Genomic DNA, 24036 nt, shown 5'->3' with positions numbered 1-24036 from the left:
CCATGCAGACGATCGGTAATTTGTGGTTATGGCTCGGCTTCGGCGCGGTGGTGATCATCGCGCTGCTGGTCGATCTGGTGTTGATGCGCCACGGCGGCCCGCACAAGGTCACCTTCAAGGAGGCCCTGTGGTGGTCGATCGGCTGGGTGCTGCTCGCCCTGGCCTTCAACGGTGGCCTCTGGTACTACCTGAACGAGACCGCCGGACAGGTGGTGGCCAACAAGGTCGGCCTGGAGTTCCTCACCGGCTATCTGGTCGAAAAGGCGCTGGCCGTCGACAACATCTTTGTCTTCCTGATGATCATGGGCTACTTCGCGGTGCCTGAGGAACAGCGGCAGAAGGTGCTGATCATCGGCATCCTGGGCGCAATCGTGCTGCGAACGATCATGATCTTCGCCGGCAGCGTGCTGATCACCAAGTTCCATTGGCTGCTCTACGTGTTTGGTGCCTTCCTGCTGTTCACCGGCTGGAAGATGTGGTTCTCGGCCGGTCAGGAGCCTGATTTGGAGACCAACCCGGCGCTGCGCTGGATGCGCAAGCACCTGCGCCTGCTGCCGGACTACGCCGGTAATGCGATGAGCGTGATGCGCGATGGCAAGCGCTGGTACACCCCGCTGTTCGCGGTGCTGATCCTGATCGCGGTGACCGACGTGATCTTCGCGGTGGACAGCATTCCGGCCATCTTCGCCATCACCACCGACCCGTTCATCGTGCTGACCTCGAACGTGTTCGCGGTGCTGGGCCTGCGCGCGATGTTCTTCCTGCTGGCCGGCATGGCCGATCGCTTCCACCTGCTGCCGTACGGTCTGGCGCTGGTGCTGGGCTTCATCGGCATCAAGATGATGATCATCGACCTGTTCAAGATCCCGACCCCGATCTCGCTGGGCGTGGTCGCGCTGATCATCGCCATCACCGTGGTGCTGAGCCTGAAGATCCCGCCGAAGCACGACAAGGCCTGATCGAGCGCGTTACCGGCCCTGCGGGGCCGGCAGCGCGCGCTGCAGTAACGGGTCGGCCGGGATTGTCCCGCCGGCCCGTTTTATTTTCCCACCCCGCCGGGGTTGGTTTCGCCCCCGCCACCGCCATTGCTTGGATATGAACGCCAACGCACCCGTGCCCGCCGGCGCCGACCCGGCCCCGCCTCCCGACCGCCTGCGCATCCTGCGTGCCTTCAACCTGAGCCTCGGCGCCGTGGTGCTGCTGGTCGCGGTATTCGCGCTGCAGGATTACTTCGACTGGCGGCCATGGGCCGTGGCACCGTTGGAAATGGCCGGGCTGCTGGGCCTGCTCGGTGCGCCGCTGCTGCATGGATCGGTGGAACACATCGCCGCCAACAGCGTGGCCCTGCTGATCCTCGGCACGCTGGCGGGCAGCGTCTATCCGAAGGCGACCCTGCGCGCGCTGCCGCTGCTGTGGATCGGCTCCGGCGTCGGCGCCTGGCTGCTGGGCGACCCGGGCAGCCGTCACCTCGGCGCCAGTGGCGTCACCCACGGCCTGATGTTCCTGCTGGCCAGCCTGGGCCTGCTGCGCCGCGACCGCGCCGCCATCGCCACCGGGCTGATCGGCATGCTGTTCTACGGCGGAATGTTGATGACCGTGCTGCCGCATACCCCTGGGGTGTCCTGGCAGTCGCACATGGGCGGCGCATTCGCCGGCATCATCGCCGCGCTGCTGTTCCGCAACAGCGACCCGATGGCGGCCCGCCCGCGCTACAGCTGGGAAGACGAAGAAGATGCCATCGAAGCGCTGCCCGACGACGAGCTGGAGCCGCCCTCGCCGCGCCAGGTGCCGGTGCTGTGGCAGCCACGCGAAGGCCACGACTACGTGGTGCTGCCGTTCCGGCGTTCAGGCCAGGATGACGCACCGCGCTGATCGCCGGACGGCCTTTGCTGGTGGGTCACGACCGTTGATTGGCTTGGTGGGTGACGACCGTTGGCTGCTTCTGGTGGGTGACGACCGTTGGCTGCTTCTGGTGGGTGACGACCGTTGGCTGCTTCTGGTGGGTGACGACCGTTGGTCGTCACGCTCCTCCACTTTCAAATTTCCGTCATAGACGCGGCTTGACCGCCTTGTCCACCATGTACCGGCTGGAGCCCACAGGCCCAGCCGGGTTTGGCGTCCCGTTTCTATTGACCTGGAGCGCCGGCACGCCAACCCGCACCGTCCGCCACCGCGCTGCATGCACGTGGCCAGCTGCGAGGAAACACCGCATGGGAGCCGTCCCGCCCCTTGGCACATCGATCGACGACACGCTGCTGTATCTGGTGATTGGCGGCCTGCTGCTGGTCGTGGGCCTGCTGGTGTTGCATATCGCGTCGCGCGATCCCGTGGCCAGTCGCTGCTGCCGATGTGGCGACCCGCGTCGCTGTCCGTTGCGCCGCGGCCGCGGCTCCAGCCTGTCTGCCGGCAAGTAGCGGCTCAGCGACCGTCGACGGCCTTGCGCCCCAGCGCCGGATCATCAGTGAAGAACGCATCGATGCCGGTGGCGAGGTAGGCGCGCATTTCAGCGATGGAGCCATCGGGGTTGCGTGCGTTGGCATCACCGCTGCGCAGGTTGGCGGCGATGAAAAGATTCTCCGGGCGGAAGGTGTAGGGAACCACCATCAATCCCGCCGCATGCGCATCTTGTACCAGCGTGGTCGGCTCACCCAGCGCGCCCTTGCCGTCCAGCGGAATGATCGAACGCAGCTCCGGCCCGATGCCGTCAGCGTAGGTCGCGATGTCCGCCAGACCGGCAGGCGTCAGCATCTGTGCATAGGTCAGTGCGCCGCCCGCCCTGGCCACATCGGCCGGCTTGGCGTCGCCCTTCCAGGTCAGCTGCAGCAGGCGGATGTTGCTGGCGCGGCCGATCTTGCCGCGCAGGTAGCGCAGGTTGGCGGTCTCGAAGGACTGCAGCGTCACCGGACCCACCTTGGTATACGGGTTGGCCTGCAGCGCGGCCAGCACTTTGTCTTCCATCGGCAGGCCGATGGACTGGAAGTAGCTGGGGTGCTTGATCTCCGGTACCAGCCCGATGCCCCGGTTGGCACGGCCGGCCTGCTGCACCAGGAAGGCCAGGATTTCATCGAAGCTGGCAATGCGGAACTGCCCGTCGAAGGCGGTGCTGCGCTGCTGTGGCAGGCGCTCGCGTGCGTAGAGCGTCTTCAGTTCGGCCAGGGTGAAGTCTTCGGTGAACCAGCCCTCGACCTGTTCACCGTCGATGGTCCTTGTGGTGCGGCGATCGGCGAACTCCCCGCGGGAAGCGACGTCGGTGGTCCCGCCGATCTCGTTCTCGTGGCGGGCCACCAGCTGCCCGTCCTTGGTCATCACCAGGTCCGGCTCGATGTAATCGGCGCCATCGGTGATGGCCTGTGCATAGGCCGCCAAGGTGTGTTCGGGCAGCAGCGCACTGGCCCCGCGGTGGGCATAGACCGAGGCCTTGCCCGGTGCAGCTGATGAAGATTCGGCGCTCATGGCCAACGATGGTGCCACGGCCAGCGACAACAGCACTGCACAACCCCACGACTTCACGGACTATCCCCTTGGTGGATGACGAATGCGGCGAGTATGCGTCTGCAATATGACAGGGGGAGGTAGCTCGGTCACCCGGCCAGGGTCGGGTCGTCTGCAAGCTCTTTCTCGAGCTGTTCGATGCTGGGCAGGCTTGTCTGCAGCGGTTCGGGCAGCGGTCCCAGCACCTTGTACTCGGCAACCCCCATCGGTTGCACGTTCTCACTCAAGGCGTACTCCGCCACGACTTTGTTGCGCTCCTTGCACAACAGCAGTCCGAGGGTTGGATTGTCATCGGCCCGCTTCTTCTGCTGGTTCACGGCCGTCAGATAGAAACCCAGTTGCCCCAGGTGCTCGGGTTTGAACTTGCCCGCCTTCAGCTCTACGACGACATAGCAGCGAAGGTGCAGGTGGTAGAACAGTAGATCGATGAAGAACTCTTCCCCCGCCACTTCGATGAGCACCTGCCTGCCTACGAATGCGAAACCGGCGCCGAGCTCCAGGAGAAAATCAGTGGCGTGCCGGACCAGGCCGTCTTCCAGCTCGCGCTCGCTGGCCTCGCGTCCTACCGCAAGAAAGTCGAACCGATAGGGATCTTTGAGTGTTTCGCGGGCGAGGTCTGAATGCGCCTTGGGCAGGCGCAGCTCGAAATTGGTGATCGCGTTGCCAGTGCGCTCGAGTAGTTTTCCTTCAATGTTCAGCGCCAGCACGCTCCGCGACCAGTTGTGCTGTATGGCCTGGTTCGCGTACCAGATGCGTTGTGGGGCAGTCGACAGCTTTTCCAGCAGAGTCAGTTGGTGATACCACGGTAATTGTGCAAGCACCTCTTGCACAAATGCCGGGTCCGGCCAGGCGTCGGCGAAGGCACGCATGTACTTGAGGTTTCGCGGCGAGAAGCCCTTGGCGTGGGGGAAGGCCAGCCTGAGATCATGGGCCAGGCGATCGATGACCTTGCTCCCCCATCCCTGCCCGGACTGGCGGACGAGGATGTCCCGTCCCATCTCCCAGTAGAGCAGGACGAGCTCACGGTTGACGGCCAGCGCGGCGCGTTGCTGGGCAGAATTGATGCGGTGTTTCAGCTCGTCCAACCAATCGTCCAGTGGCGTCGTCTCATTGCAAGGCAGCCGACTGAAGTCGGCTCTGCCAGGCGGCTCCCACCCTACTTGCCGATGCAGAAGCTGGAGAAGATCCGGCCGAGCAGGTCGTCGGCGCTCATCGCGCCGGTGATCTCGCCCAGCGCCTCGTGCGCCAGCCGGAGTTCTTCGGCGGCCAGTTCCAGGTGTTCGTGGGCCAGTTCGCCATCGGCCTGCAGTGCATGTTCCTGCGCGCGCTCGATGGCGTCGACATGGCGGGTGCGCGCGGAGAACTCACCGTCCACCTGTTCGCCGGCACCGGCGCTGGCGATCGAACGCAGGCGCGCATGCAGGTCGTCCAGGCCGGCACCTGTCGCGGCGGACACGAACACTCGGTCCGGGTCATCGCTGCCCTGCCCCGTGCCGGCCGGCAGCAGGTCGGATTTGTTGTGGATGTAGACCTTGTGCGGCACGTCCAGCACCGATGCGCCGATCGCCGCTTCACCGGCGGCGGGATCGCGTGCGTCGAGCACGATCAGCGCAAGATCCGTGCGCTCGATCTCTACCCGCGCACGCCGCATGCCTTCGCGTTCGATCGCATCACCGCCATCGCGCAGGCCGGCGGTATCCACCAGGGTCAGCTCCAGGCCGTCCAGGCGGATGGTCTCGCGCAGGGTGTCGCGGGTAGTGCCGGCGATGTCGGTGACGATCGCCCGCTCGCTGCCGGCCAGCGCGTTGAGCAGCGAACTCTTGCCGGCGTTCGGCGGGCCGATCAACACCGCATGCAGGCCATCACGCAGGCGGCGGCCGCGTTCGGCATCGCGGCGCAGCAGCGCCAAGGTTTCACGTGCCTGCAGCAGGCCACGCCGCACCTGCTCACCGCCCAGCGTATCCAGCGGTTCGTCGGCGAAATCGATGGCGGCCTCGACGTGGATGCGCAACCTGACCAGTTGTTCGGCCACCTCGTCGACGCGGCGCGAGAACACCCCGTCCAATGAGCGGCGTGCAGCGCGTGCGGCGCGATGGTCACCGGCCGCGATCAGGTCGGCGATCGCCTCGGCCTGGGCCAGATCCAGCTTTCCATTGAGGAATGCGCGCTCGCTGAACTCACCCGGCCGCGCCTGGCGCGCGCCGAGCGCGATGCAGCGTGCAACCAGCTGCTGCAACACCACCGGGCTGCCATGGCCCTGCAGTTCCACCACTTCTTCGCCGGTGAAACTGTTCGGCGCCGGGAACCACAGCACGATGCCGTCGTCGATCACCTCGTTGTCGGCATCGCGCAGGCGCGCGTAATGCGCGTGGCGCGGACGCAGCACGGGTGCCCCGAGCAGGTGGGCGATGGTCGCCGCACGCGGCCCGGAAAGGCGCAGCATGCCCACCCCGCCTGCGCCGGCGGCCGTGGCGATGGCAACGATGGTGTCGGTAGCGGTGGTATCCATGGCGGTCATTGTGCGGGGTTGGTCTGCCGTCGGCCAGAAGCAGGAAACCCGCCTTGCGGCGGGTTCCTGTACGGCTTACTTCTTGGTGGCGATGGCCGGGACCGGATCGCCGCCATGGCGCTTGGTCATCCACCACTGCTGCAGCAGGCCCAGGCCGCCGTTGACCACCCAGTACAGCACCAGGCCGGACGGCATGAAGGCCATCATGACGCCGAACACGATCGGCATCATCTGCATCATCTTCTGCTGCATCGGGTCCATGCCCGGTGCCGGGGTCAGCTTCTGCGTGGCCCACATCACTGCCACGTTGATCACCGGCAGGATGAAGTACGGATCGCGCGCGGTCAGGTCCTGGATCCAGCCCAGCCACGGCGCCTGGCGCAGTTCGACCGACTCCACCAGCACCCAGTACAGGGCGAAGAAGATCGGCATCTGGATGAGGATCGGCAGGCAGCCGCCCATCGGATTGATCTTTTCCTTCTTGTACAGCTCCATCATCGCGGTCTGGAACTTCTGGCGGTCATCGCCATAGCGTTCCTTCAGCTGCGCGATGCGCGGCTGGAAGCGACGCATCTTCGCACCACTCTTGTACTGCACCGCCGACAGCGGATACAGCACCATCTTCAGCAGCACCACCAGGCCGACGATCGCCCAGCCCCAGTTGTTGACCAGCTTGTGCACCTGGTTCAACACCCAGAACAGACCCTGGCCGATCACCGCCATCAGCGAGAAGCGGCTGTAGTCGACCACACGGTCCAGGCCCTTCACGTCTTCCTTGGCGATCAGGTTGACCAGCTTCGGACCCACCCACAGGCGGGCTTCGCTGCTGACCTGCTGGCCGGGGGCGACATTGAAGGCCGGGCCACGCGCTTCGATCTGGTCACGGCCGTTGTTCTGCGACAGCACGTAGTGCGCGACCTGATCGGACTGCGGGATCCACGCGGTGAAGAAGTGATGCTGCAGCATCGCCAGCCAGCCGCCGGTGATGTTCTTGTTCAGCGCACCGTCGTCCATGTAATCAGCGAAGGCACGACGCTCGTAGCCGCCTTCGGTGCTGAACCAGGTGGCGCCGTTGAAGCTGAAGGAATCCGGGTTGGTCATGCTGCGCGACAGGATGGTCGGGCTGCGGTCCAGCGTGCGGTAGACGAAGCCGTTCCAAGGCGCCGTGCCCTGGTTGCGGACCACGTCCTTGACCTTGATCGCGTATTCGTTGCGCGACAGGGTCAGGGTGCGGTCGATCACTACACCGTTCGGACCGTTCCAGACGAACGGGATCTGCAGTTCCTTCTGGCCCTCGGCCAGCACGAACTCACGCTGGTCACCGACCAGCTTGAAGCCGTCTGCGCCCGGGACCGGCACGCTCTTGTCTTCACTGGCCCAGCCACTGATCGCGCTGTACGGATGCGCGGGGTCTTCGGTCAGCAGCCGCACCGGCGGGCTGTTGTCGGCCTTGGTCTGCGGGAACTGCAGCAGCTCGGCGTCCAGCACACGGCCGCCATCAAGCACCAGGCGCAGCACGTCAGTGGTGACGGTCACGCGCTGGGTGGCCGGGGTGGCGGCCGCCTGGGCGGTGGTCGCCGCGGCAGTGGCGCCGGGAACCTGTGCACCGGGCACGCCGCCGGGCGTGGCGCCGGGAACGGTCTGGGTGGCAGCAGCCACGGCGGTCGTGGTCTGCGTGACCGGCGGTGCAGCCTTTTCGCGGCCCCACTCCATCCACAACAGCACGGCCACCATCAGCCAGGCAAAAACAAGGAAAATACGGGTCTGGTTCATCAGCGGACAGGCTCTGCGGTGCCGGGGCGTGTTGCCGGCTCGTTCGAAGAAGGCGATGCGACGCCGTCGGAAGGCGGCATTGTGCCGTCCACGACCGGGGCGGGCAATGCTCCAAGGCGTCGCAACAGGCGCAGGAAGGCCTGGCGGATCTCATCGTTGCTGGCGGCACGCGCAGCACTACGTGCCACGACGACAATGTCGCCCGGCAGCAGGTCAGCGCGGCAATGTCGCAAGGCGTCGCGCAGGACGCGCTTGATCCGGTTACGCCCTACGGCGTGCGGATCCACCTTGCGTGAAACGGCCAGACCCATCCTGGCCGGCCGGTCTTCTGGCAGCCAGTGAAGGGTCATCAGCGGTTCGGACACCCGGCGGGCGCCGTTGAAGACCGTAGAATATTCGGCACGCGTGCGAACCCGCGCAGAGCGAGGGAATCGCTTGCGCGGGTCAGCAGTACTCACTATCGGAAGGATTGCGTCTGCCGCGGAGAGCGGCATGGCAATCAGGCGCTCAGGACTTTGCGGCCCTTGGCGCGGCGACGCGACAGGATCTTGCGGCCGTCAGCGGTCTTCATACGGGCACGGAAACCGTGGTCGCGCTTACGCTTGAGGTTGCTGGGCTGGAAAGTGCGCTTGGTGGCCATGTTGGGCCTCTCGTATGAAATGGACGGAAAGAACCGGAAATTCTAGAGGTACATACCCCCTCGCGTCAAGTCCTTGTGACTACGCGATTTCATGGGGCTGTGCAATAGCTGTGGATGATTTTGTGAATAACTGCGGGACAAGCATTCCAGACACCGCCCGGCGATGGTAGTCTGAGTCATCCTTTTCCCCCTTTCCGGCCTGTCGGGACGGTGCTTTCAAGCGCCTGACCACCGGCCCAAGATGATTATTGCCGATGGATGCCTGGTCCCGTTGTCTGGAACGCCTTGAAGCGGAGTTCCCGCCTGAAGACGTTCACACCTGGCTGAAGCCGCTGCAGGCTGATCTGCGCGCTGACGCCTTGATCCTCTTCGCCCCCAATGCCTTCATCGTCGACCAGGTGCGCTCGCTGTACCTGCCGAGGATCCGCGAACTGCTGACCCACTTCGCTGGTTTTGGCGACGTTTTTCTTGAAATCGGCTCGCGTCCGCGCCCCATGGAGACGCAGATCGCGTCGAATCCGGGGCTGTTCAGCGGTGGTGCCTCGCCGGCGCTGCCGCCGGCGGCCAGTGCGCCGGTGGTGCCGTTCGCCGGCAACATGGATTCGCACTACACCTTCGCCAACTTCGTCGAAGGGCGCAGCAACCAGCTGGGCCTGGCGGCGGCGTTCCAGGCCGCGCAGCGTCCGGGTGACCGTGCGCACAATCCGCTGCTGCTGTACGGCGGCACCGGGCTGGGCAAGACCCACCTGATGTTCGCGGCCGGCAACGCGATGCGCGAAGCCAACCCGCATGCCAAGGTGCTCTACCTGCGTTCGGAACAGTTCTTCAGCGCGATGATCCGGGCCCTGCAGGAAAAGACCATGGATCAGTTCAAGCGCCAGTTCCAGCAGGTGGACGCGCTGTTGATCGATGACATCCAGTTCTTCGCCGGCAAGGACCGCACCCAGGAAGAGTTCTTCCACACCTTCAATGCGCTGTTCGACGGCAAGCAGCAGATCATCCTGACCTGCGACCGGTACCCGCGCGAAGTCGAAGGCCTGGAAGCGCGCCTGAAGTCGCGCCTTGCCTGGGGCCTTTCAGTTGCCATCGAGCCGCCGGACTTCGAGACCCGCGCTGCCATCGTGCTGGCCAAGGCACGCGAACGTGGCGCTGAGATCCCCGACGATGTGGCGTTCCTGATTGCCAAGAAGATGCGCTCCAACGTGCGCGACCTCGAGGGCGCGCTGAATACCCTGACCGCGCGAGCCAATTTCACTGGCCGGGCGATCACCACGGAGTTCGCCCAGGAAACCCTGCGCGATCTGCTTCGGGCCCAGCAGCAGGCCATCAGCATTCCCAACATCCAGAAAACCGTTGCCGACTATTACGGCCTGCAGATCAAGGATCTGCTGTCCAAGCGTCGGACCCGGTCGCTGGCCCGTCCACGCCAGGTCGCGATGGCCCTGACCAAGGAACTGACCGAGCACAGCCTGCCCGAGATCGGCGACGCCTTCGCTGGGCGGGACCACACCACGGTGCTGCATGGCTGCCGCCAGATCCGGACGTTGATGGAAACCGACGGCAAGCTGCGGGAAGACTGGGACAAGCTCATTCGCAAGCTGAGCGAATGATGCACGTACGCCGTTGAGGCGTCATCGCACAAAACGGTGCAGAATCCGGGGGCAAGCACGGGGCATGTTGTGGATAAAAAAGGCGTTCCAGATCCAGGGAATTCCATCCACAGCTTTCCCCCCCCTTTGAAGGGCGGTATTCCATAGGGTTTCGATGCATTAAAACCCTTTGTATTCAAATACTTGAGTGTGTTTTCCCTGAATTCTGGCTCTACCATCACCACCAAGCTTTTGATTTATTCCATATTTTTTAAAGCATAGGGGCACGGAACCACATGCGTTTCACACTGCAGCGCGAAGCCTTTCTCAAGCCGTTGGCGCAAGTCGTCAATGTGGTCGAACGCCGCCAGACCTTGCCGGTTCTGGCCAACTTCCTCGTACAGGTGCAGGACGGGCAGCTTTCGCTGACCGGTACCGACCTGGAAGTGGAAATGGTGTCGCGGATCGCAGTTGAAGACGCCGAAAACGGCGAAACCACCATTCCCGCCCGCAAGCTCTTCGAGATCATCCGCGCCCTGCCCGATGGCAGCCGGATCACCGTCTCGCAGACCGGTGACAAGATCACTGTGCAGGCGGGGCGCAGCCGTTTCACCCTGGCAACCCTGCCGGCCAACGACTTCCCGTCGGTGGACGAAGTGGAAGCCACCGAGCGCGTTGCCATCGGCGAGGCCACGCTGAAGGAGCTGATCGAACGCACCGCGTTCGCCATGGCCCAGCAGGACGTGCGCTACTACCTCAACGGCCTGCTGTTCGACCTTCGCGGCGATACGCTGCGCACCGTTGCCACTGACGGGCACCGCCTGGCGCTGTGCGAAACCGATCTGGCCAAGCCCAGCGGTTCCAAGCGCCAGATCATCGTGCCGCGCAAAGGCGTCACCGAGCTGCAGCGTCTGCTGGAAAGCGGTGATCGTGAGATCGAGCTGGAAGTCGGCCGCAGCCACGTGCGGGTCAAGCGCGATGATGTGACCTTCACCTCCAAGCTGATCGATGGGCGTTTCCCGGACTACGAGGCCGTGATTCCGATCGGTGCCGACCGTGAGGTCAAGGTGGATCGTGAAGCGTTGCGTGCCTCGCTGCAGCGCGCCGCGATCCTGTCCAACGAGAAGTACCGCGGCATCCGGGTGGAAGTCTCGCCGGGCAACCTGAAGATCAGCGCGCACAACCCGGAGCAGGAAGAAGCCCAGGAAGAGATCGAGGCCGAGACCACCGTCAGCGACCTCGCTATCGGCTTCAACGTGAACTACGTGCTGGATGCGCTTTCGGCACTGCGCGATGAGTTCGTCATCGTGCAGCTGCGCGACTCGAACTCCTCGGCGCTGGTGCGTGAAGCGAGCAGCGAAAAGTCGCGTCACGTGGTGATGCCGCTGCGTCTCTGACGCTCGGTTCCACGTGGAACAGAAAACGCCCGACTTGTTCGGGCGTTTTTTTTTGTTCCACGTGGAGCATCGTCATCGGGTTCGGTCGCCGGGGATGAGACGTTCAGCCGCTCTGGCGTCTGATTCGACGCAGAGGTCAGTCAGCGTCGGTCGGCAGCCCGCAAGAGATCCGGACTTTTGAGTGAATCTGCTGCGTCATTGCCGCCTGCTTCGCCGTGCACTGTAGGCGCTATCCACACCCCTCCCGGGCTTGTTCGAAGGGGCTGCCAAGCTTTTAAATCTGGGTATAAATCTAAAGCATGGTGGTGATGGTAGGGCCAGATTTCATGTATAAGTAGGCTATATGGTTGATTTAAAAGAGGTTGTTGGCCTCGAAACCCCCCCTCAAATAGGGTGTCGGGCTGGGGGAATACCTGTGGATAGATTTCAGGCCGGCTTCAACCACCTTTTTTATCCACAGATTGCCCAGTGGTTGTGTATAAGTCATCCAGAGGTTTTTCCGGCCGGCTTCGAGGATGGAGCTGATTCGTCGAAATCTGAGACGGGTCGTGGGCTGGGGCCCGTCAGAATTCAAGGATTTCAGCCCCACAACGTGGAACCGTCTCCGGGAACCGGCCTGGATTTCTTGAAATCTGGTGAGCGTTGCGGCCTCAGACTCGTAGAACCAAGCCCAACTCGGCCCCCATAGCGCGCCCTGGCCTCACTCTTCCGTCTGAGGGCACTTGACCGATGCAGTAAGCTGGTAGATCGCTCAACTTCCCGCACCGTCGGTTCCGGCCGCGTCCCTCCATGCAGATCCGCCGTCTTTCCCTACACCAGGTCCGTCGATTCGACGCGGCAGAACTGTTGCCGCAGCCCGGCATCAACCTGTTGACCGGCGAAAACGGCGCCGGGAAGACCAGCGTGCTGGAAGCCCTGCACCTGATGGCCTACGGGCGCAGCTTCCGCGGCCGGGTTCGCGACGGCTTGATCCGCCAAGGACAGGAGTCGCTGGAAATCTTCGTTGAATGGGACGAATCGAATGCCGAGGGCAGCGAAATACGCCGTCGTGCCGGTCTTCGTCATTCCGGGCAGGACTGGAAAGGCCGACTGGACGGTGAAGACGTCGCGCAGCTGGGGAATCTGTGCGCGGCCTTGGCGGTGGTGACCTTTGAACCCGGCAGCCACGCCTTGGTCAGCGGCGGCGGCGAACCCCGTCGCCGATTCCTGGATTGGGGCTTGTTCCACGTGGAACCAGACTTTCTTTCTCTGTGGCGACGCTATTCGCGGGCCCTGAAGCAGCGCAATGCCCTGCTCAAGCAAGGCGGCTCGCCGCGGATGCTGGACACCTGGGACCATGAGCTGTCCGAAGCCGGCGAACCCTTGACCAGCCGCCGTCTGCATTACCTGGAGCGGCTGCAGGTGCGGGCCGTGGAACTTGCCGCCGCCCTCGCCCCCCAGCTGGACGTCCAGTCGCTCACGCTCAGCCCCGGCTGGCGGCGGCATGAGGTTTCGCTGGCCGATGCGCTGCTGCTCGCGCGCGAACGCGACCGGCAGGCTGGCTATACCTCGGTTGGCCCGCACCGCGCGGACTGGAGCGTCGCTTTTGGGAGCATCCCCGGAAGAGATGCGCTGTCCCGCGGGCAAGCAAAGCTCACCGCCCTCACCTGCCTGCTGGCGCAGGCCGAAGACTATGCGGTCGAGCGCGGGCATTGGCCAGTGATCGCGCTGGATGATCTGGGGTCGGAACTGGATCGAAACCATCAAGGCCGGGTACTGGACCGCCTGCTGGCAGGCCCAGCGCAGATATTCATCACCGCCACCGAGACCCCCGTGCCCCTGCTGGAGCGCACCGATATCGCGCGGTTCCACGTGGAACATGGCCATGTCACGGGTGTGCCATAGTGGCCCCCGGGGTACACCTGCCCGGCTGGTATAATTCAGGTTGGAACACCCCCTCTTTCTCGGCGCGCCATTCGTTGGCGCCCGACCTGCGGAGCCTACGGCGAGCGCAATGACTGACGAACAGAACACCCCTGCAAACAGCGGCACCTACGACGCCAACAGCATTACGGCGCTGGAAGGCCTGGAGGCCGTCCGCAAGCGCCCCGGCATGTACATCGGCGATGTCCACGACGGCACCGGCCTGCACCACATGGTGTTCGAAGTCGTCGACAACTCGATCGATGAGGCGCTCGCGGGCCATGCCGACCATGTTTCGGTGACGATCCATGCAGACGGCTCGGTCGGCGTGTCGGATAACGGGCGTGGTATCCCGACCGGCAAGCATGAGCAGATGAGCAGGAAGCTGGATCGCGAAGTCTCGGCAGCCGAGGTCGTGATGACGGTCCTGCACGCCGGCGGCAAGTTCGACGACAACAGCTACAAAGTGTCCGGCGGCCTGCACGGCGTGGGTGTCAGCGTGGTCAACGCGCTGTCGCAGAAGCTGACGCTGGATATCTACCAGGGCGGTTTCCACTACCACCAGGAATATGCCGACGGCGCCGCCGTGATGCCGCTGCAGCAGGTGGAAGCCAGCACCAAGCGCGGTACCACGCTGCGATTCTGGCCCTCGACCAAGGCATTCCACGACAACGTCGAGTTCCACTACGACATCCTGGCCCGTCGCCTGCGCGAGCTCTCGTTCCTGAACTCCGGCGTCAAGATCGTTCTGATCGACCAGCGCGGAGAAGGTCGTCGCGATGATTTCCACTACGAAGGCGGCATCGCCAGCTTCGTGGAGCATCTGGCCCAGCTGAAGACCCCCCTGCATCCACACGTGATCTCGGTCGTGGGCGAACACAGCGGCATCACCGTGGAAGTGGCGCTGCAGTGGACCGATTCCTACCAGGAAACGATGTACTGCTTCACCAACAACATTCCGCAGAAGGATGGTGGCACCCATCTGGCCGGGTTCCGCGGCGCGCTAACGCGCGTGCTCAACAACTACATCGAACAGAACGGTATCGCCAAGCAGGCCAAGATCATCCTGACCGGCGATGACATGCGCGAAGGCATGATCGCGGTGCTTTCGGTCAAGGTGCCCGATCCCAGCTTCTCCAGCCAGACCAAGGAAAAGCTGGTCAGCTCGGACGTCCGTCCGGCGGTGGAAAACGCGTTCGGCCAGCGTCTGGAAGCCTTCCTGCAGGAAAACCCGAACGAAGCCAAGGCCATCGCCGGCAAGATCGTCGACGCCGCGCGTGCGCGCGAAGCCGCCCGCAAGGCCCGCGACCTGACCCGCCGCAAGGGCGCGCTGGACATCGCCGGCCTGCCGGGCAAGCTCGCCGACTGCCAGGAGAAGGATCCGGCACTGTCCGAACTGTTCATCGTCGAGGGTGACTCGGCAGGTGGCTCGGCCAAGCAGGGTCGCAACCGCAAGAACCAGGCCGTGCTGCCGCTGCGCGGCAAGATCCTCAACGTGGAACGCGCTCGCTTCGACCGCATGCTGGCCTCCGACCAGGTCGGCACGCTGATCACTGCGCTGGGCACGGGCATCGGCCGGGACGAGTACAACCCGGACAAGCTGCGTTACCACAAGATCATCATCATGACCGACGCCGACGTCGACGGCGCGCACATCCGTACGCTGCTGTTGACGTTCTTCTATCGTCAGATGCCTGAGTTGATCGAACGCGGCTATGTCTATATCGGCCTGCCGCCGCTGTACAAGATCAAGCAGGGCAAGACCGAGCTGTACCTGAAAGATGACCCGGCACTGGACAGTTACCTGGCCAGCAGCGCGGTGGAAAATGCCGCGCTGGTGCCCGCTGCCGGCGAACCGCCGATCGACGGCGTCCATCTGGAAAAACTGCTGCTGAGCTACGCCGGTGCACTCGAAGCGATTTCGCGCAACGCGCACCGCTACGATCGCCAGCTGCTGGAATCGCTCGTCAATTTCATTCCGATGGACCTGGAGCACCTGCGCAACGCACCGGCTGGTGAAGGCCTGGATGCACTGGCTGCCCGCCTCAACCAGGGCAGCCTGGGTTCGGCGCGCTTCAGCCTGGAACTGCAGGAACCAAACGACCAGCGTCCGGCAGCCGTGCTGGTGACCCGTCGCCACATGGGCGAAGAGCACATCCAGGTGCTGCCGCTTGCCGCGTTCGACGGCGGCGAACTGCGCGCGCTTTACCAGGCGGCCAACCTGCTGCATGGCCTGGTCCGCGAAGGCGCCACCATCAATCGCGGTGCCAAATCCATCGAAGTGACCAGCTTTGCCCAGGCACAGGCGTGGTTGCTCGAGGAAGCCAAGCGCGGCCGCCAGATCCAGCGCTTCAAGGGCCTGGGCGAAATGAATCCCGAGCAGCTGTGGGACACCACGGTCAACCCGGATACCCGTCGCCTGCTGCAGGTTCGCATCGAAGATGCGGTTGCTGCGGACCAGATCTTCAGCACCCTGATGGGTGACGTGGTTGAACCGCGTCGTGACTTCATCGAAGACAACGCGCTGAAAGTCGCCAATCTGGATATCTGACACAATCGAAGGTTGCCGGTGCCCGGATCAACGTGGCGCCGGCGTTTCTCCTTCTGCTGCAGGATGCGCATGTCGACAGTCACCCCGGTACCACCGCCGCCGCTTCCCGGCGCCCCTGCGCCTCAACCGCATGCCGCCGGCTCACCGGTGGCCGGTTTCCTGATCGATCTGGGACTGGCGGCGCTCATCCTGTTCGGGCTGAGCCTGCTTGCTGGACTGCTGTGGGGCGCGGTGCTGGGCATGCAGGTCGGTGCAGAACTGGCCGCCAACGGTGCGCCAGCGCCGAGTCCGGACACCATCGCCACGCAGCTCGGCCAACCCGGCGCGCTGGCACAGATCCTGATGGCCCTGTTCGCCACCGGCGGCGCAGCGTTGATCCTGTACTTCTGGCGTCGTCGCGCCACGCCCGCCGAACGTGAAACCTCCAAGCGCGCTCTGGGCCGGCCGTCCACCTGGGGTTGGACCCTGTGGGTGGCGGCACTTGTCGTCATCGGCAGCAACGGCATCGGCTTTCTCGCCAAGCGGGCCGGTATAGAGCCGGTACCGACCAACCTCGAGTTGATGAGCAGCGCAGCAGCGCAGTTCCCGGTGTTCCTGGCGTTGTTTGCCGTGGTGCTGGCACCGGCGTACGAGGAACTGTTGTTCCGCCGCGTGTTGTTCGGCCGGCTATGGCAGGCAGGAAAGCCGTGGCTCGGCGTGCTTCTAAGCAGCCTTGCATTCGCACTGGTCCATGAGATTCCCGGAACGAGCGGCAATGGACCGGCTGAAATCGCCCAACTGTGGCTGATCTACGGCGGCATGGGCGCCGCATTCTGCTGGCTGTACCAGCGCACCGGCACCCTATGGGCACCGATCGGTGCGCATGCCTTGAACAACGCAGTTGCAATGACGTTGTTGATGGTTTTCGGCGCGACCTGAAAACGTGCGGCACTCCACAGCGCATGCGCGAAATGCGCTGACTGGATTGACGAAAACTTAAGCCGTTTGAGTGGACACTCCCTGTATGAACACGGGGATCCGATCCATGAAACGACTGCTGCTGGCTTTTACGATTACCGCCTTGCTGAGCGCATGCGCCACGACCACCTCGCCCACCGGGCGCCGCCAGGTCGTCGGCGGGGTTTCGCAGGCCCAGCTGGACCAGTTGGGCGCGCAAGCCTTCGCTGAAACCAAGCAGAAGGAAAAGATCAGCACCGACGCCAGGCAGATCGCCTACGTGCAATGCGTGGTCAATGCACTGGTCGCGCAGCTGCCCTCGCAGTACCGGGGCGTGCGTTGGGAAACGGCGGTGTTCGCAGACAGCGAACCCAACGCCTTCGCATTGCCGGGCGGCAAGGTCGGGGTGAACTCGGGCATCTTCACCGTGGCCAAGAACCAGGACCAGCTGGCGGCCGTCATCGGCCATGAAATCGGCCACGTCATCGCGCGCCACCATGAGGAGCGCATCACCCGCCAGATGGGCGCCCAGACGGGTCTGTCGGTGGTCGGCGCGCTTGCAGGCGCGGCCTATGGTGAAACGGCGGCCAGCGCGGTGAACCAGTTCGGCGGCATGGGCGCACAGACGCTGTTCCTGCTACCCGGTTCGCGTACGCAGGAAAGCGAAGCTGACGTGGTTGGCCAGAAACTGATGGCCGAGGCCGGATTCGATCCCGCCCAGGCGGTGAACCTGTGGCAGAACATGATGGCCGCCAGCGGTGGCCGCAGCCCGCAATGGTTGTCTACCCATCCCGATCCGGCCAATCGGATCCGCGAACTTCAGCGCGATGCACCCGGCCTGCAAGGCGTGTTCCAACAAGCGCAGGCGGCGGGACGTAAACCACGCTGTAGCTGAATAGCCGTTAATTTGCTGTGATGCAGCACAGGAAACGATTTCTCAGGTCGCATAATTCTGATACGTTTGGCGGCTCAGATTTTTCTGACGTCCGTCATTGCTGCCGCTACGCGGTCTGATCGAGGTGAAAGATATGCTCCGTAACCACAAGCAAGCCCTGCTGACCCTGCTGATTGCGACCACTGTCAGCGGTGCCGTGATCGCCGAGGCCACCGCGCAGACGCGTTCGGCCGACCGTACGGAACAGCGCGAGCGTCGTGGCAGCAGCAAGGCCGCTGCGGCCGAAGTGCTGTTCCCCAACGCTACCCGCAAAGAGCCGGGCATGAAGTCCTCGCCCAAGCTCGGCAAGCAGCTGCAGAAGCTGGTAGACAGCTACAACGAGCAGAAGTTCCCGGAAACGCTGACCGAGGCCACCGCGATCCTGGGTAACAGCGCCGCCAACGAATACGACAAGGCGCTCGCCGCCCAGCTCGCTTCGCAGGCTGCCTACCAGCAGGACGACGTCGCCGCTTCCAAGCGTTACCTGCAGCAGGTGCTGGACGCCAACGCGCTGGACAACAACGGTCACTTCCAGTCGATGCTGATGCTGGCCCAGCTGCAGCTGCAGGATGACGACAAGGCCGTGCAGGCCCAGGGCCTGACCCTGATCGACAAGTATTTCGCTGAAAGCGGTTCGAAGAAGCCCGAGGAACTGGTTTCCAAGGGCCAGGCGCTGTACCAGCTGGAGCGCTACCAGGAAGCGATCCCGGTGCTGAAGGAGGCGATCGCTGCCTCGTCCGAGCCGAAGGATCAATGGAACCAGCTGCTGATGGCCGCCTACGCCGAAGCCGGCCAGACCGGTGAAGCCGTGAGCGCCGCCGAGGCCGTCGCCGCCAGGAATCCGAATGACAAGAAGGCGCAGCTCAACCTGGCGAACATGTACATGCAGGCCGACCAGATGGACAAGGCCGCCGGCGTCATGGACAAGCTGCGTGCTTCGGGCCAGTTGACCGACGAGCGCGAATACAAGCAGTTGTATTCGATCTACGCCAATACCGAGAACAAGGAAAAGGAAGTAATCTCGGTGATCAACGAAGGCCTCGAGAAGGGCATACTGAAGCCGGACCACCAGGTTTACCTGGCACTGGCCCAGTCCTACTACTACTCAGAACCGCAGCAGGTGGACAAGGCGATCGAGGCGTGGCAGAAAGCCGCTCCGATGTCGCCCACCGGCGAAACCTACCTGAATCTGGCACGTGTCCTGCACAGCGAGGGCAAGATTCCCCAGGCCAAGGAAGCAGCGCGTCAGGCCAAGGCCAAGGGTGGCCTGAAGAACGCCGCGGATGCGGACAAAATCATCAACCTGAAGTAAGTAGGAATAACGCCTGAATGCCTGCGCGAAGCGTGCGCAGGCACTCAGGATTGGTATAAGCTTGGAGGTTCCTGCGGTGTCATGCACCGCTGATCAGGGATCCCGCCCCCGGGCATCCCGGCCCCACAATCGAGCTCTTGGCGCATGACGGAACAACTAGTCTTTCACCGCTACGAAGAAACTGAAGAGAAGGGCCTGAGCTGGCCCCGCATCTTCGGCATCGCGTTTGTTATCGCACTGCATCTGGCTGCCTTCATGATGCTCCTCATTCCTGCCGTCGCCCCCAAGGCTGCTGCAGAGAAGGAGCGCAACGTGATGGTGACCATCGTCGATGCACCGCCGCCGCCGCCTCCGCCGCCGCCGCCGCCGCCGCCGGATGAGACGCCGCCGCCGCCGGTGAAGAACCTGTCGCCGCCGAAGCCGTCGCCGGTTCCGCCGCCGCCGCAGGCGCCGATCGTCGACGTGCCGGAACCGCGCCCGAACGATATCGTCACCCCGCCGTCGCCGCCCGCGCCGCCGGCACCGCCGACCTCCATCGAGGCCAGCGTCGATATCTCGTCCAAGAACATGAATCCCCCGCGTTACCCGCCGGCAGCATTCCGCGCTGGTATCCAGGGTGAAGTGATCCTGATCATCGATGTCGATGCCCAAGGCAACGTCACCAATGTCACGGTCGAGAAATCCAGCCGTAACCGCGACCTGGATCGCGCTGCAATGGAAGCTGCACGCAAGTGGCGCTTCAACGCAGCCGAGTCGGGCGGCAAGAAAGCCGCGGGCCGCGTACGCGTACCGGTCAATTTTGCTCTGAGCTGATGCACCGGGTGGCCGCAGGGCCACCCCGCTGATGGCTCTTATGATTAGCTACACCCTTCAACACCACACACAACAAAGGTAAGCGTCATGCTGCAGGAAATTTTCATCGCCGCTGCTGCCGGGGGCAACTCCAACGCCCTGTCGCAGATGGGCTTCGAGCACCTCATCCATGAAATGACCAGCCAGCCGGGCGACTTCGCAGTCTCCTGGGTGGTTCTGATCACCCTGATCGTGATGTCGGCCATGTCCTGGTACTGGACCGTGATCAACATCTTCCGCGCCAGCCGCCTGAAGGCCGCTGCCGACAAGGTCACCAGCCTGTTCTGGGATACCCCGAACGCGCAGGACGCCATCCGTGCGATGGAAGAACAGCCGGCTTCGGAGCCCTTCTCGAAGATCGCCCTGGACGCCGCACAGGCTGCTGCCCACCACCAGCGTGCCGAAGGCGGCGCAACCGGTGGCCTGGGTGAGACCCTGAGCCGTTCGGAGTTCGTCGACCGCGCCCTGCGTCAGGCCGTGACCCGCGAAAGCAACAAGCTGCAGTCGGGCATGACCCTGCTGGCCACCGTCGGTGCAACCGCTCCGTTCGTCGGTCTGCTGGGTACCGTGTGGGGCATCTACGGCGCGCTGATCAAGATCGGTGCAACCGGTTCGGCCTCCATCGACGCCGTCGCCGGCCCGGTGGGTGAAGCGCTGATCATGACCGCGATCGGCCTGTTCGTGGCTATCCCGGCCGTGTTCGCCTTCAACTTCTTCAGCAAGATCAACAGCGCGACCATCAGCCGTTTCGATACCTTCGCGCACGACCTGCACGACTTCTTCGCTACCGGTTCGCGCGTCCGCTAAGGACGCGCTGTACCCGGCACGAAGGTAGTTCACACCGATCTAGACGGAGCCCGTTATGGCTTTCAGTAGTGGTAACAGCGGCGGCCCCATGGCCGACATCAACGTTACGCCCCTCGTGGACGTGATGCTGGTGCTGCTGATCATCTTCATCATCACGGCGCCTCTGATGTCCCACAAGGTCAAGGTCGAGCTGCCCGAAGCCAACCTGATCCAGAACCCGGACGATGCCAATGATCGTAAGGGTCCGATCACGCTGGCAGTGAAGGAAGACGGTTCGATTTTCTGGAACGATGAGGAAATCGACCGTGGGACGCTTGAGTCCCGCCTTTCCACCGCGGCCCAGCAGACCCCGCAGCCGCCGTTGAACCTGCGTGGTGACCGCACGACCAAGATGCGCGTCATCAACGAGCTGACCAAGGTCGCGCAGGAACAGGGCATGCTGGACGTCGGCTTCGTTGCGACCAAAGAGAAGGGGCAGTAAGCCATGGCATTCAGTTCTGGTGGTGGCAAAGGCCCCATGGCGGATATCAACGTCACGCCCCTCGTGGACGTGATGCTGGTCCTGCTGATCATCTTCATCGTGACCGCGCCGATCATGACCTACCCGATCGCCGTGGATCTGCCGCAGCGCGTGCTCAACCCGCCCCCGGTGACGGTTGAACCGCCGCCGCCGGTCGAGTTGCGCGTCGATGCAAGCAACCAGGTGTTCTGGAACAACAGCCCGGTCGCCGTGGCCGAACTGCAGCAGCGGATGGAACAGGAGGTCCAGCGTGACCCGACGAACCAGCCGGAACTGCGGATCGACGCGAGCCCGGACTCGGAGTACGACGTGATGGCCAAGATCCTGGCCGCCTCGAAGAACGCCCAGATGAAGAAGATCGGTTTCGTACAGCAGTAAACGCTACACGCAGTCCGCACTCATGACGCGACTGGAAAACGCCCTCGGAAACGGGGGCGTTTTTTTATGCGCGCTATCGGCCCACGCATGCTCGCGTATCATCCGGCGATGATTGCTTTCTTCGATGCCCTGCGACACGGGCTTGATGCCATTCCCCACCTCGGCAAGGGGATGGCGATTGCCTACGTGCTGTACCTGATCGGCCTGACCGGCTGGATCATGCTGCAGAAACGCGAGCCGGTGGCCACGCTCAGCTGGATACTTTCGCTGGCGGCGCTGCCGTATATCGGCCTGTTCATTTATTACCTGCTGGGCCCGCAGAAAGTAAAACGGCAACGCCTGCGCCGCGGCCGTTCGCGTTCCGGCATGGAGCATTACAGCAGCGTCTGCCCGCCCGATGCGGACTGCACCGAACTGGCCGCCATCGGCCAGGCCACCACCGGCCTGGCGCCGAGCAGCGCCACCGAAGTGGAATGGCTGGTGGATGGCGCGGCGACCTACGCCGCCCTGCTGGAGGGCATCAACCAGGCACGCGACCACGTGAACCTGGAGTACTACATCTTCGAACCGGACCACACCGGCACCGCCGTGCGCGATGCCCTGGTGGCTGCGGCACAGCGCGGGGTGCAGGTCCGCCTGCTGCTGGATGCAGTGGGTGCCGGCAACATCCGTGCAGCGTTCCTGAAGCCGCTGCTGGATGCCGGTGGCGAGGCCGTGTGGTTCCATCCGCGGCAGCTGCTCAAGCCGTTCAAGCGGCCGTGGTTGAACCTGCGCACGCACCGCAAGCTGGTGGTCATCGATGGCCTGCTGGCGTTCACCGGTGGCATCAACATCACCGACGAAGAGAACGAACAGCGCGACCCGAACGCCTACCGCGACCTGCACATGCGATTGCGCGGCCACGTCGTGCGCAGCCTGCAGCTGGTCTTCATGGAAGACTGGTTGTACGCCAGCGGACAAGACGCACAGCAGTTCGACCAGGCGCGGCTGTGGCCACGTGAAACCCCGAGCCGCGACGACGGCAGCATCAATGCGCAGGTGCTGGTGTCCGGTCCGGATTCCGGTTGGGAAACCATCCATCGCCTGCATGTGGCGGCGATCCACGAAGCCAAGCACCGGGTGTGGCTGGTGACGCCCTACTTCGTGCCTGGCGAAGCGGCACGCATGGCGCTGACATCGGCTGCGCTGGGGGGCCTGGAAGTGCGTTTGCTGGTGCCGAAGATGAGCGACTCGTGGTTCGTCACCCAGGCCGCGCGCTCCTATTTCGACGAACTGCTGCAGGCCGGGGTGAAGATCTACGAGTACGGCCCGCGCATGCTGCACACCAAGGCCTTCATCGCCGACGACGAGGTCTGCATCGTCGGCACGGCGAACTTCGACCACCGCAGTTTCCGGCTCAACTTCGAACTGTCCATGCTGCTGCGGGACAAGGACCGCGTGGCCGAGCTGGCCGGCATCCTGGACCATGAATTCGACAGCGCCACCCGCGTCCACAACGAACGCAACCGCGGCCTGTGGCGGCACCGCTTGCCTGAAGCCTTCGCACGGCTGGCCTCGCCGCTGTTGTGACAGCGGCGCTACACTGCGCGCTTCCGTCACCGTCCTGCCTGCCGTCATGACCCGCCTCAGCGTCAACGTCAACAAAATCGCCGTGCTGCGCAACTCGCGTGGTGGCCACGACCCCGATGTTCTGCGTGCCGCGCAGGCCTGCCTGGACGCCGGCGCACATGGCATCACCGTGCACCCGCGCCCGGACCGCCGCCACATCACCGCCGAAGACGTACACGCGCTGTCCGCGCTGACCACCGCCCGCAGCGTCGAGTTCAACATCGAAGGCAACCCGTTCGCCCCGCCGCGAGAGGGCTACCCGGGCCTGCTGCCGCTGTGCGAGGCCACCGGTCCTGCACAGGCCACGCTGGTGCCCGATGGCGATGGCCAGCTGACGTCCGACCATGGCTTCGACTTCGCCGCCGACAGCGAGCGCCTGCGTCCGCTGGTGGCCTCGCTGAAGGCGATGGGCTGCCGGGTCAGCCTGTTCGTGGACGCCGGAAACCCGCTGCTGGAACGCGCGGCCGATGTCGGTGCAGACCGCATCGAGCTGTACACCGGGCCGTATGCCGAAGCGCACGCCGCCGGCGATGCCACCGCGATACTGGAATTGTTCGCCACCGCCGCGCGCCGCGCACAGGCGGTGGGCATGGGCGTCAACGCCGGCCATGACCTGTCGCAGGCCAACCTGCGCGCCTTCTTGACCGGCGTACCCGGCGTGCTGGAAGTCTCGATCGGCCACGCCCTGATCAGTGAAGCCCTGTACGACGGCCTGGACGCCACGGTCCGCAGTTACATCAGCCTGCTGTAACCCCCCTTGGTAGCGCCGACCCATGGTCGGCGGAAACCATCACGCCCCGTGAAGCCCCCCGGTAGTGACGGCCGCTGGCCGTCCG

22 protein-coding genes are annotated in these 24036 nt (G+C 64.1%); 16 read left to right on the top strand and 6 right to left on the bottom strand.

Annotation, left to right across the window (positions count from 1 at the left end):
* The first annotated feature begins 2 nt into the window (after positions 1-2).
* The 3 genes from CXG43_RS00110 to CXG43_RS00100 all read left to right on the top strand — a co-directional run bounded on the left by CXG43_RS00110 (position 3) and on the right by CXG43_RS00100 (position 2414).
* Positions 3-959 (top strand): TerC family protein, encoded by a 957-nt coding sequence (locus tag CXG43_RS00110; RefSeq protein ID WP_042612151.1) that lies wholly within the window; start codon positions 3-5, stop codon positions 957-959.
* Between the two features lie 136 nt (positions 960-1095).
* Positions 1096-1872, top strand: coding sequence for a rhomboid family intramembrane serine protease (locus tag CXG43_RS00105; protein ID WP_101098175.1), 777 nt, complete (start codon positions 1096-1098; stop codon positions 1870-1872).
* A gap of 338 nt (positions 1873-2210) precedes the next feature.
* On the top strand, positions 2211-2414 hold the full coding sequence (locus CXG43_RS00100) for a hypothetical protein (RefSeq protein WP_101098174.1): 204 nt from the start codon (positions 2211-2213) through the stop codon (positions 2412-2414).
* A gap of 4 nt (positions 2415-2418) precedes the next feature.
* On the opposite strand, the gene CXG43_RS00095 is transcribed toward CXG43_RS00100, so the two are convergent.
* From CXG43_RS00095 to rpmH, 6 genes are all read right to left on the bottom strand, one after another.
* Positions 2419-3510, bottom strand: coding sequence for a glycerophosphodiester phosphodiesterase (locus tag CXG43_RS00095; protein ID WP_101098173.1), 1092 nt, complete (start codon positions 3508-3510; stop codon positions 2419-2421).
* Positions 3511-3581: 71 nt separating this feature from the next.
* Entirely contained in the window at positions 3582-4577 is a 996-nt protein-coding gene (locus CXG43_RS00090; protein ID WP_198551396.1) for a PDDEXK nuclease domain-containing protein, read from the bottom strand.
* A gap of 71 nt (positions 4578-4648) precedes the next feature.
* Positions 4649-6001 (bottom strand): tRNA uridine-5-carboxymethylaminomethyl(34) synthesis GTPase MnmE, encoded by a 1353-nt coding sequence (mnmE, locus tag CXG43_RS00085; RefSeq protein WP_198551397.1) that lies wholly within the window; start codon positions 5999-6001, stop codon positions 4649-4651.
* A gap of 75 nt (positions 6002-6076) precedes the next feature.
* Positions 6077-7774, bottom strand: coding sequence for a membrane protein insertase YidC (gene yidC / locus CXG43_RS00080; protein WP_101098170.1), 1698 nt, complete (start codon positions 7772-7774; stop codon positions 6077-6079).
* Positions 7774-8268 (bottom strand): ribonuclease P protein component, encoded by a 495-nt coding sequence (gene rnpA, locus CXG43_RS00075; RefSeq protein ID WP_101098169.1) that lies wholly within the window; start codon positions 8266-8268, stop codon positions 7774-7776. Before rnpA ends, yidC begins: the two co-directional genes overlap by 1 nt.
* Positions 8269-8273: 5 nt before the next feature.
* A complete protein-coding gene (rpmH, locus tag CXG43_RS00070; RefSeq protein ID WP_006404565.1) occupies positions 8274-8414 on the bottom strand; it encodes a 50S ribosomal protein L34 in 141 nt (46 codons plus the stop codon).
* Positions 8415-8668: 254 nt separating this feature from the next.
* Here rpmH and dnaA point away from each other — a divergent pair, with 254 nt between their 5' ends.
* The 13 genes from dnaA to CXG43_RS00005 all read left to right on the top strand — a co-directional run bounded on the left by dnaA (position 8669) and on the right by CXG43_RS00005 (position 23951).
* Positions 8669-10024 carry a chromosomal replication initiator protein DnaA gene (gene dnaA / locus CXG43_RS00065; RefSeq protein WP_042612144.1) on the top strand — a complete coding sequence of 452 codons (1356 nt, stop codon included), beginning with the start codon at positions 8669-8671 and terminating at the stop codon, positions 10022-10024.
* A gap of 275 nt (positions 10025-10299) precedes the next feature.
* Positions 10300-11400 (top strand): DNA polymerase III subunit beta, encoded by a 1101-nt coding sequence (gene dnaN / locus CXG43_RS00060; RefSeq protein WP_101098168.1) that lies wholly within the window; start codon positions 10300-10302, stop codon positions 11398-11400.
* Between the two features lie 789 nt (positions 11401-12189).
* A complete protein-coding gene (gene recF, locus CXG43_RS00055) occupies positions 12190-13284 on the top strand; it encodes a DNA replication/repair protein RecF (protein ID WP_101098167.1) in 1095 nt (364 codons plus the stop codon).
* Between the two features lie 109 nt (positions 13285-13393).
* Entirely contained in the window at positions 13394-15853 is a 2460-nt protein-coding gene (gene gyrB / locus CXG43_RS00050) for a DNA topoisomerase (ATP-hydrolyzing) subunit B (RefSeq protein WP_101098166.1), read from the top strand.
* A gap of 69 nt (positions 15854-15922) precedes the next feature.
* A complete protein-coding gene (locus CXG43_RS00045) occupies positions 15923-16771 on the top strand; it encodes a CPBP family intramembrane glutamic endopeptidase (protein WP_101098182.1) in 849 nt (282 codons plus the stop codon).
* A gap of 106 nt (positions 16772-16877) precedes the next feature.
* Entirely contained in the window at positions 16878-17684 is an 807-nt protein-coding gene (locus tag CXG43_RS00040; RefSeq protein WP_101098165.1) for a M48 family metallopeptidase, read from the top strand.
* 133 nt (positions 17685-17817) lie between these two features.
* Positions 17818-19035: a tetratricopeptide repeat protein gene (locus CXG43_RS00035; RefSeq protein WP_101098164.1), complete on the top strand. Its 1218-nt coding sequence runs from the start codon at positions 17818-17820 to the stop codon at positions 19033-19035.
* Between the two features lie 255 nt (positions 19036-19290).
* A complete protein-coding gene (locus tag CXG43_RS00030) occupies positions 19291-19848 on the top strand; it encodes an energy transducer TonB (RefSeq protein ID WP_182656635.1) in 558 nt (185 codons plus the stop codon).
* 87 nt (positions 19849-19935) lie between these two features.
* Complete coding sequence (gene exbB, locus CXG43_RS00025) at positions 19936-20694, top strand: TonB-system energizer ExbB (RefSeq protein ID WP_042612136.1); 759 nt, start codon at positions 19936-19938, stop codon at positions 20692-20694.
* A 55-nt stretch (positions 20695-20749) separates the two neighbouring features.
* On the top strand, positions 20750-21175 hold the full coding sequence (locus CXG43_RS00020) for a biopolymer transporter ExbD (RefSeq protein ID WP_042612135.1): 426 nt from the start codon (positions 20750-20752) through the stop codon (positions 21173-21175).
* A 3-nt stretch (positions 21176-21178) separates the two neighbouring features.
* Entirely contained in the window at positions 21179-21592 is a 414-nt protein-coding gene (locus CXG43_RS00015; RefSeq protein WP_101098163.1) for a biopolymer transporter ExbD, read from the top strand.
* Positions 21593-21700: 108 nt separating this feature from the next.
* Positions 21701-23161, top strand: coding sequence for a cardiolipin synthase (cls, locus tag CXG43_RS00010; protein WP_101098162.1), 1461 nt, complete (start codon positions 21701-21703; stop codon positions 23159-23161).
* 46 nt (positions 23162-23207) lie between these two features.
* Positions 23208-23951, top strand: a complete 744-nt coding sequence (locus tag CXG43_RS00005; protein WP_101098161.1) for a pyridoxine 5'-phosphate synthase — start codon at positions 23208-23210, stop codon at positions 23949-23951.
* The last annotated feature ends 85 nt before the right edge of the window (positions 23952-24036 follow it).

Source organism: Stenotrophomonas sp. Bg11-02 (assembly GCF_002836635.1).
GTDB lineage: Bacteria > Pseudomonadota > Gammaproteobacteria > Xanthomonadales > Xanthomonadaceae > Stenotrophomonas > Stenotrophomonas lacuserhaii.
The sequence above is the reverse complement of the archived record's forward strand: the minus strand, read 5'-3'. Positions and strand labels throughout refer to the sequence as shown.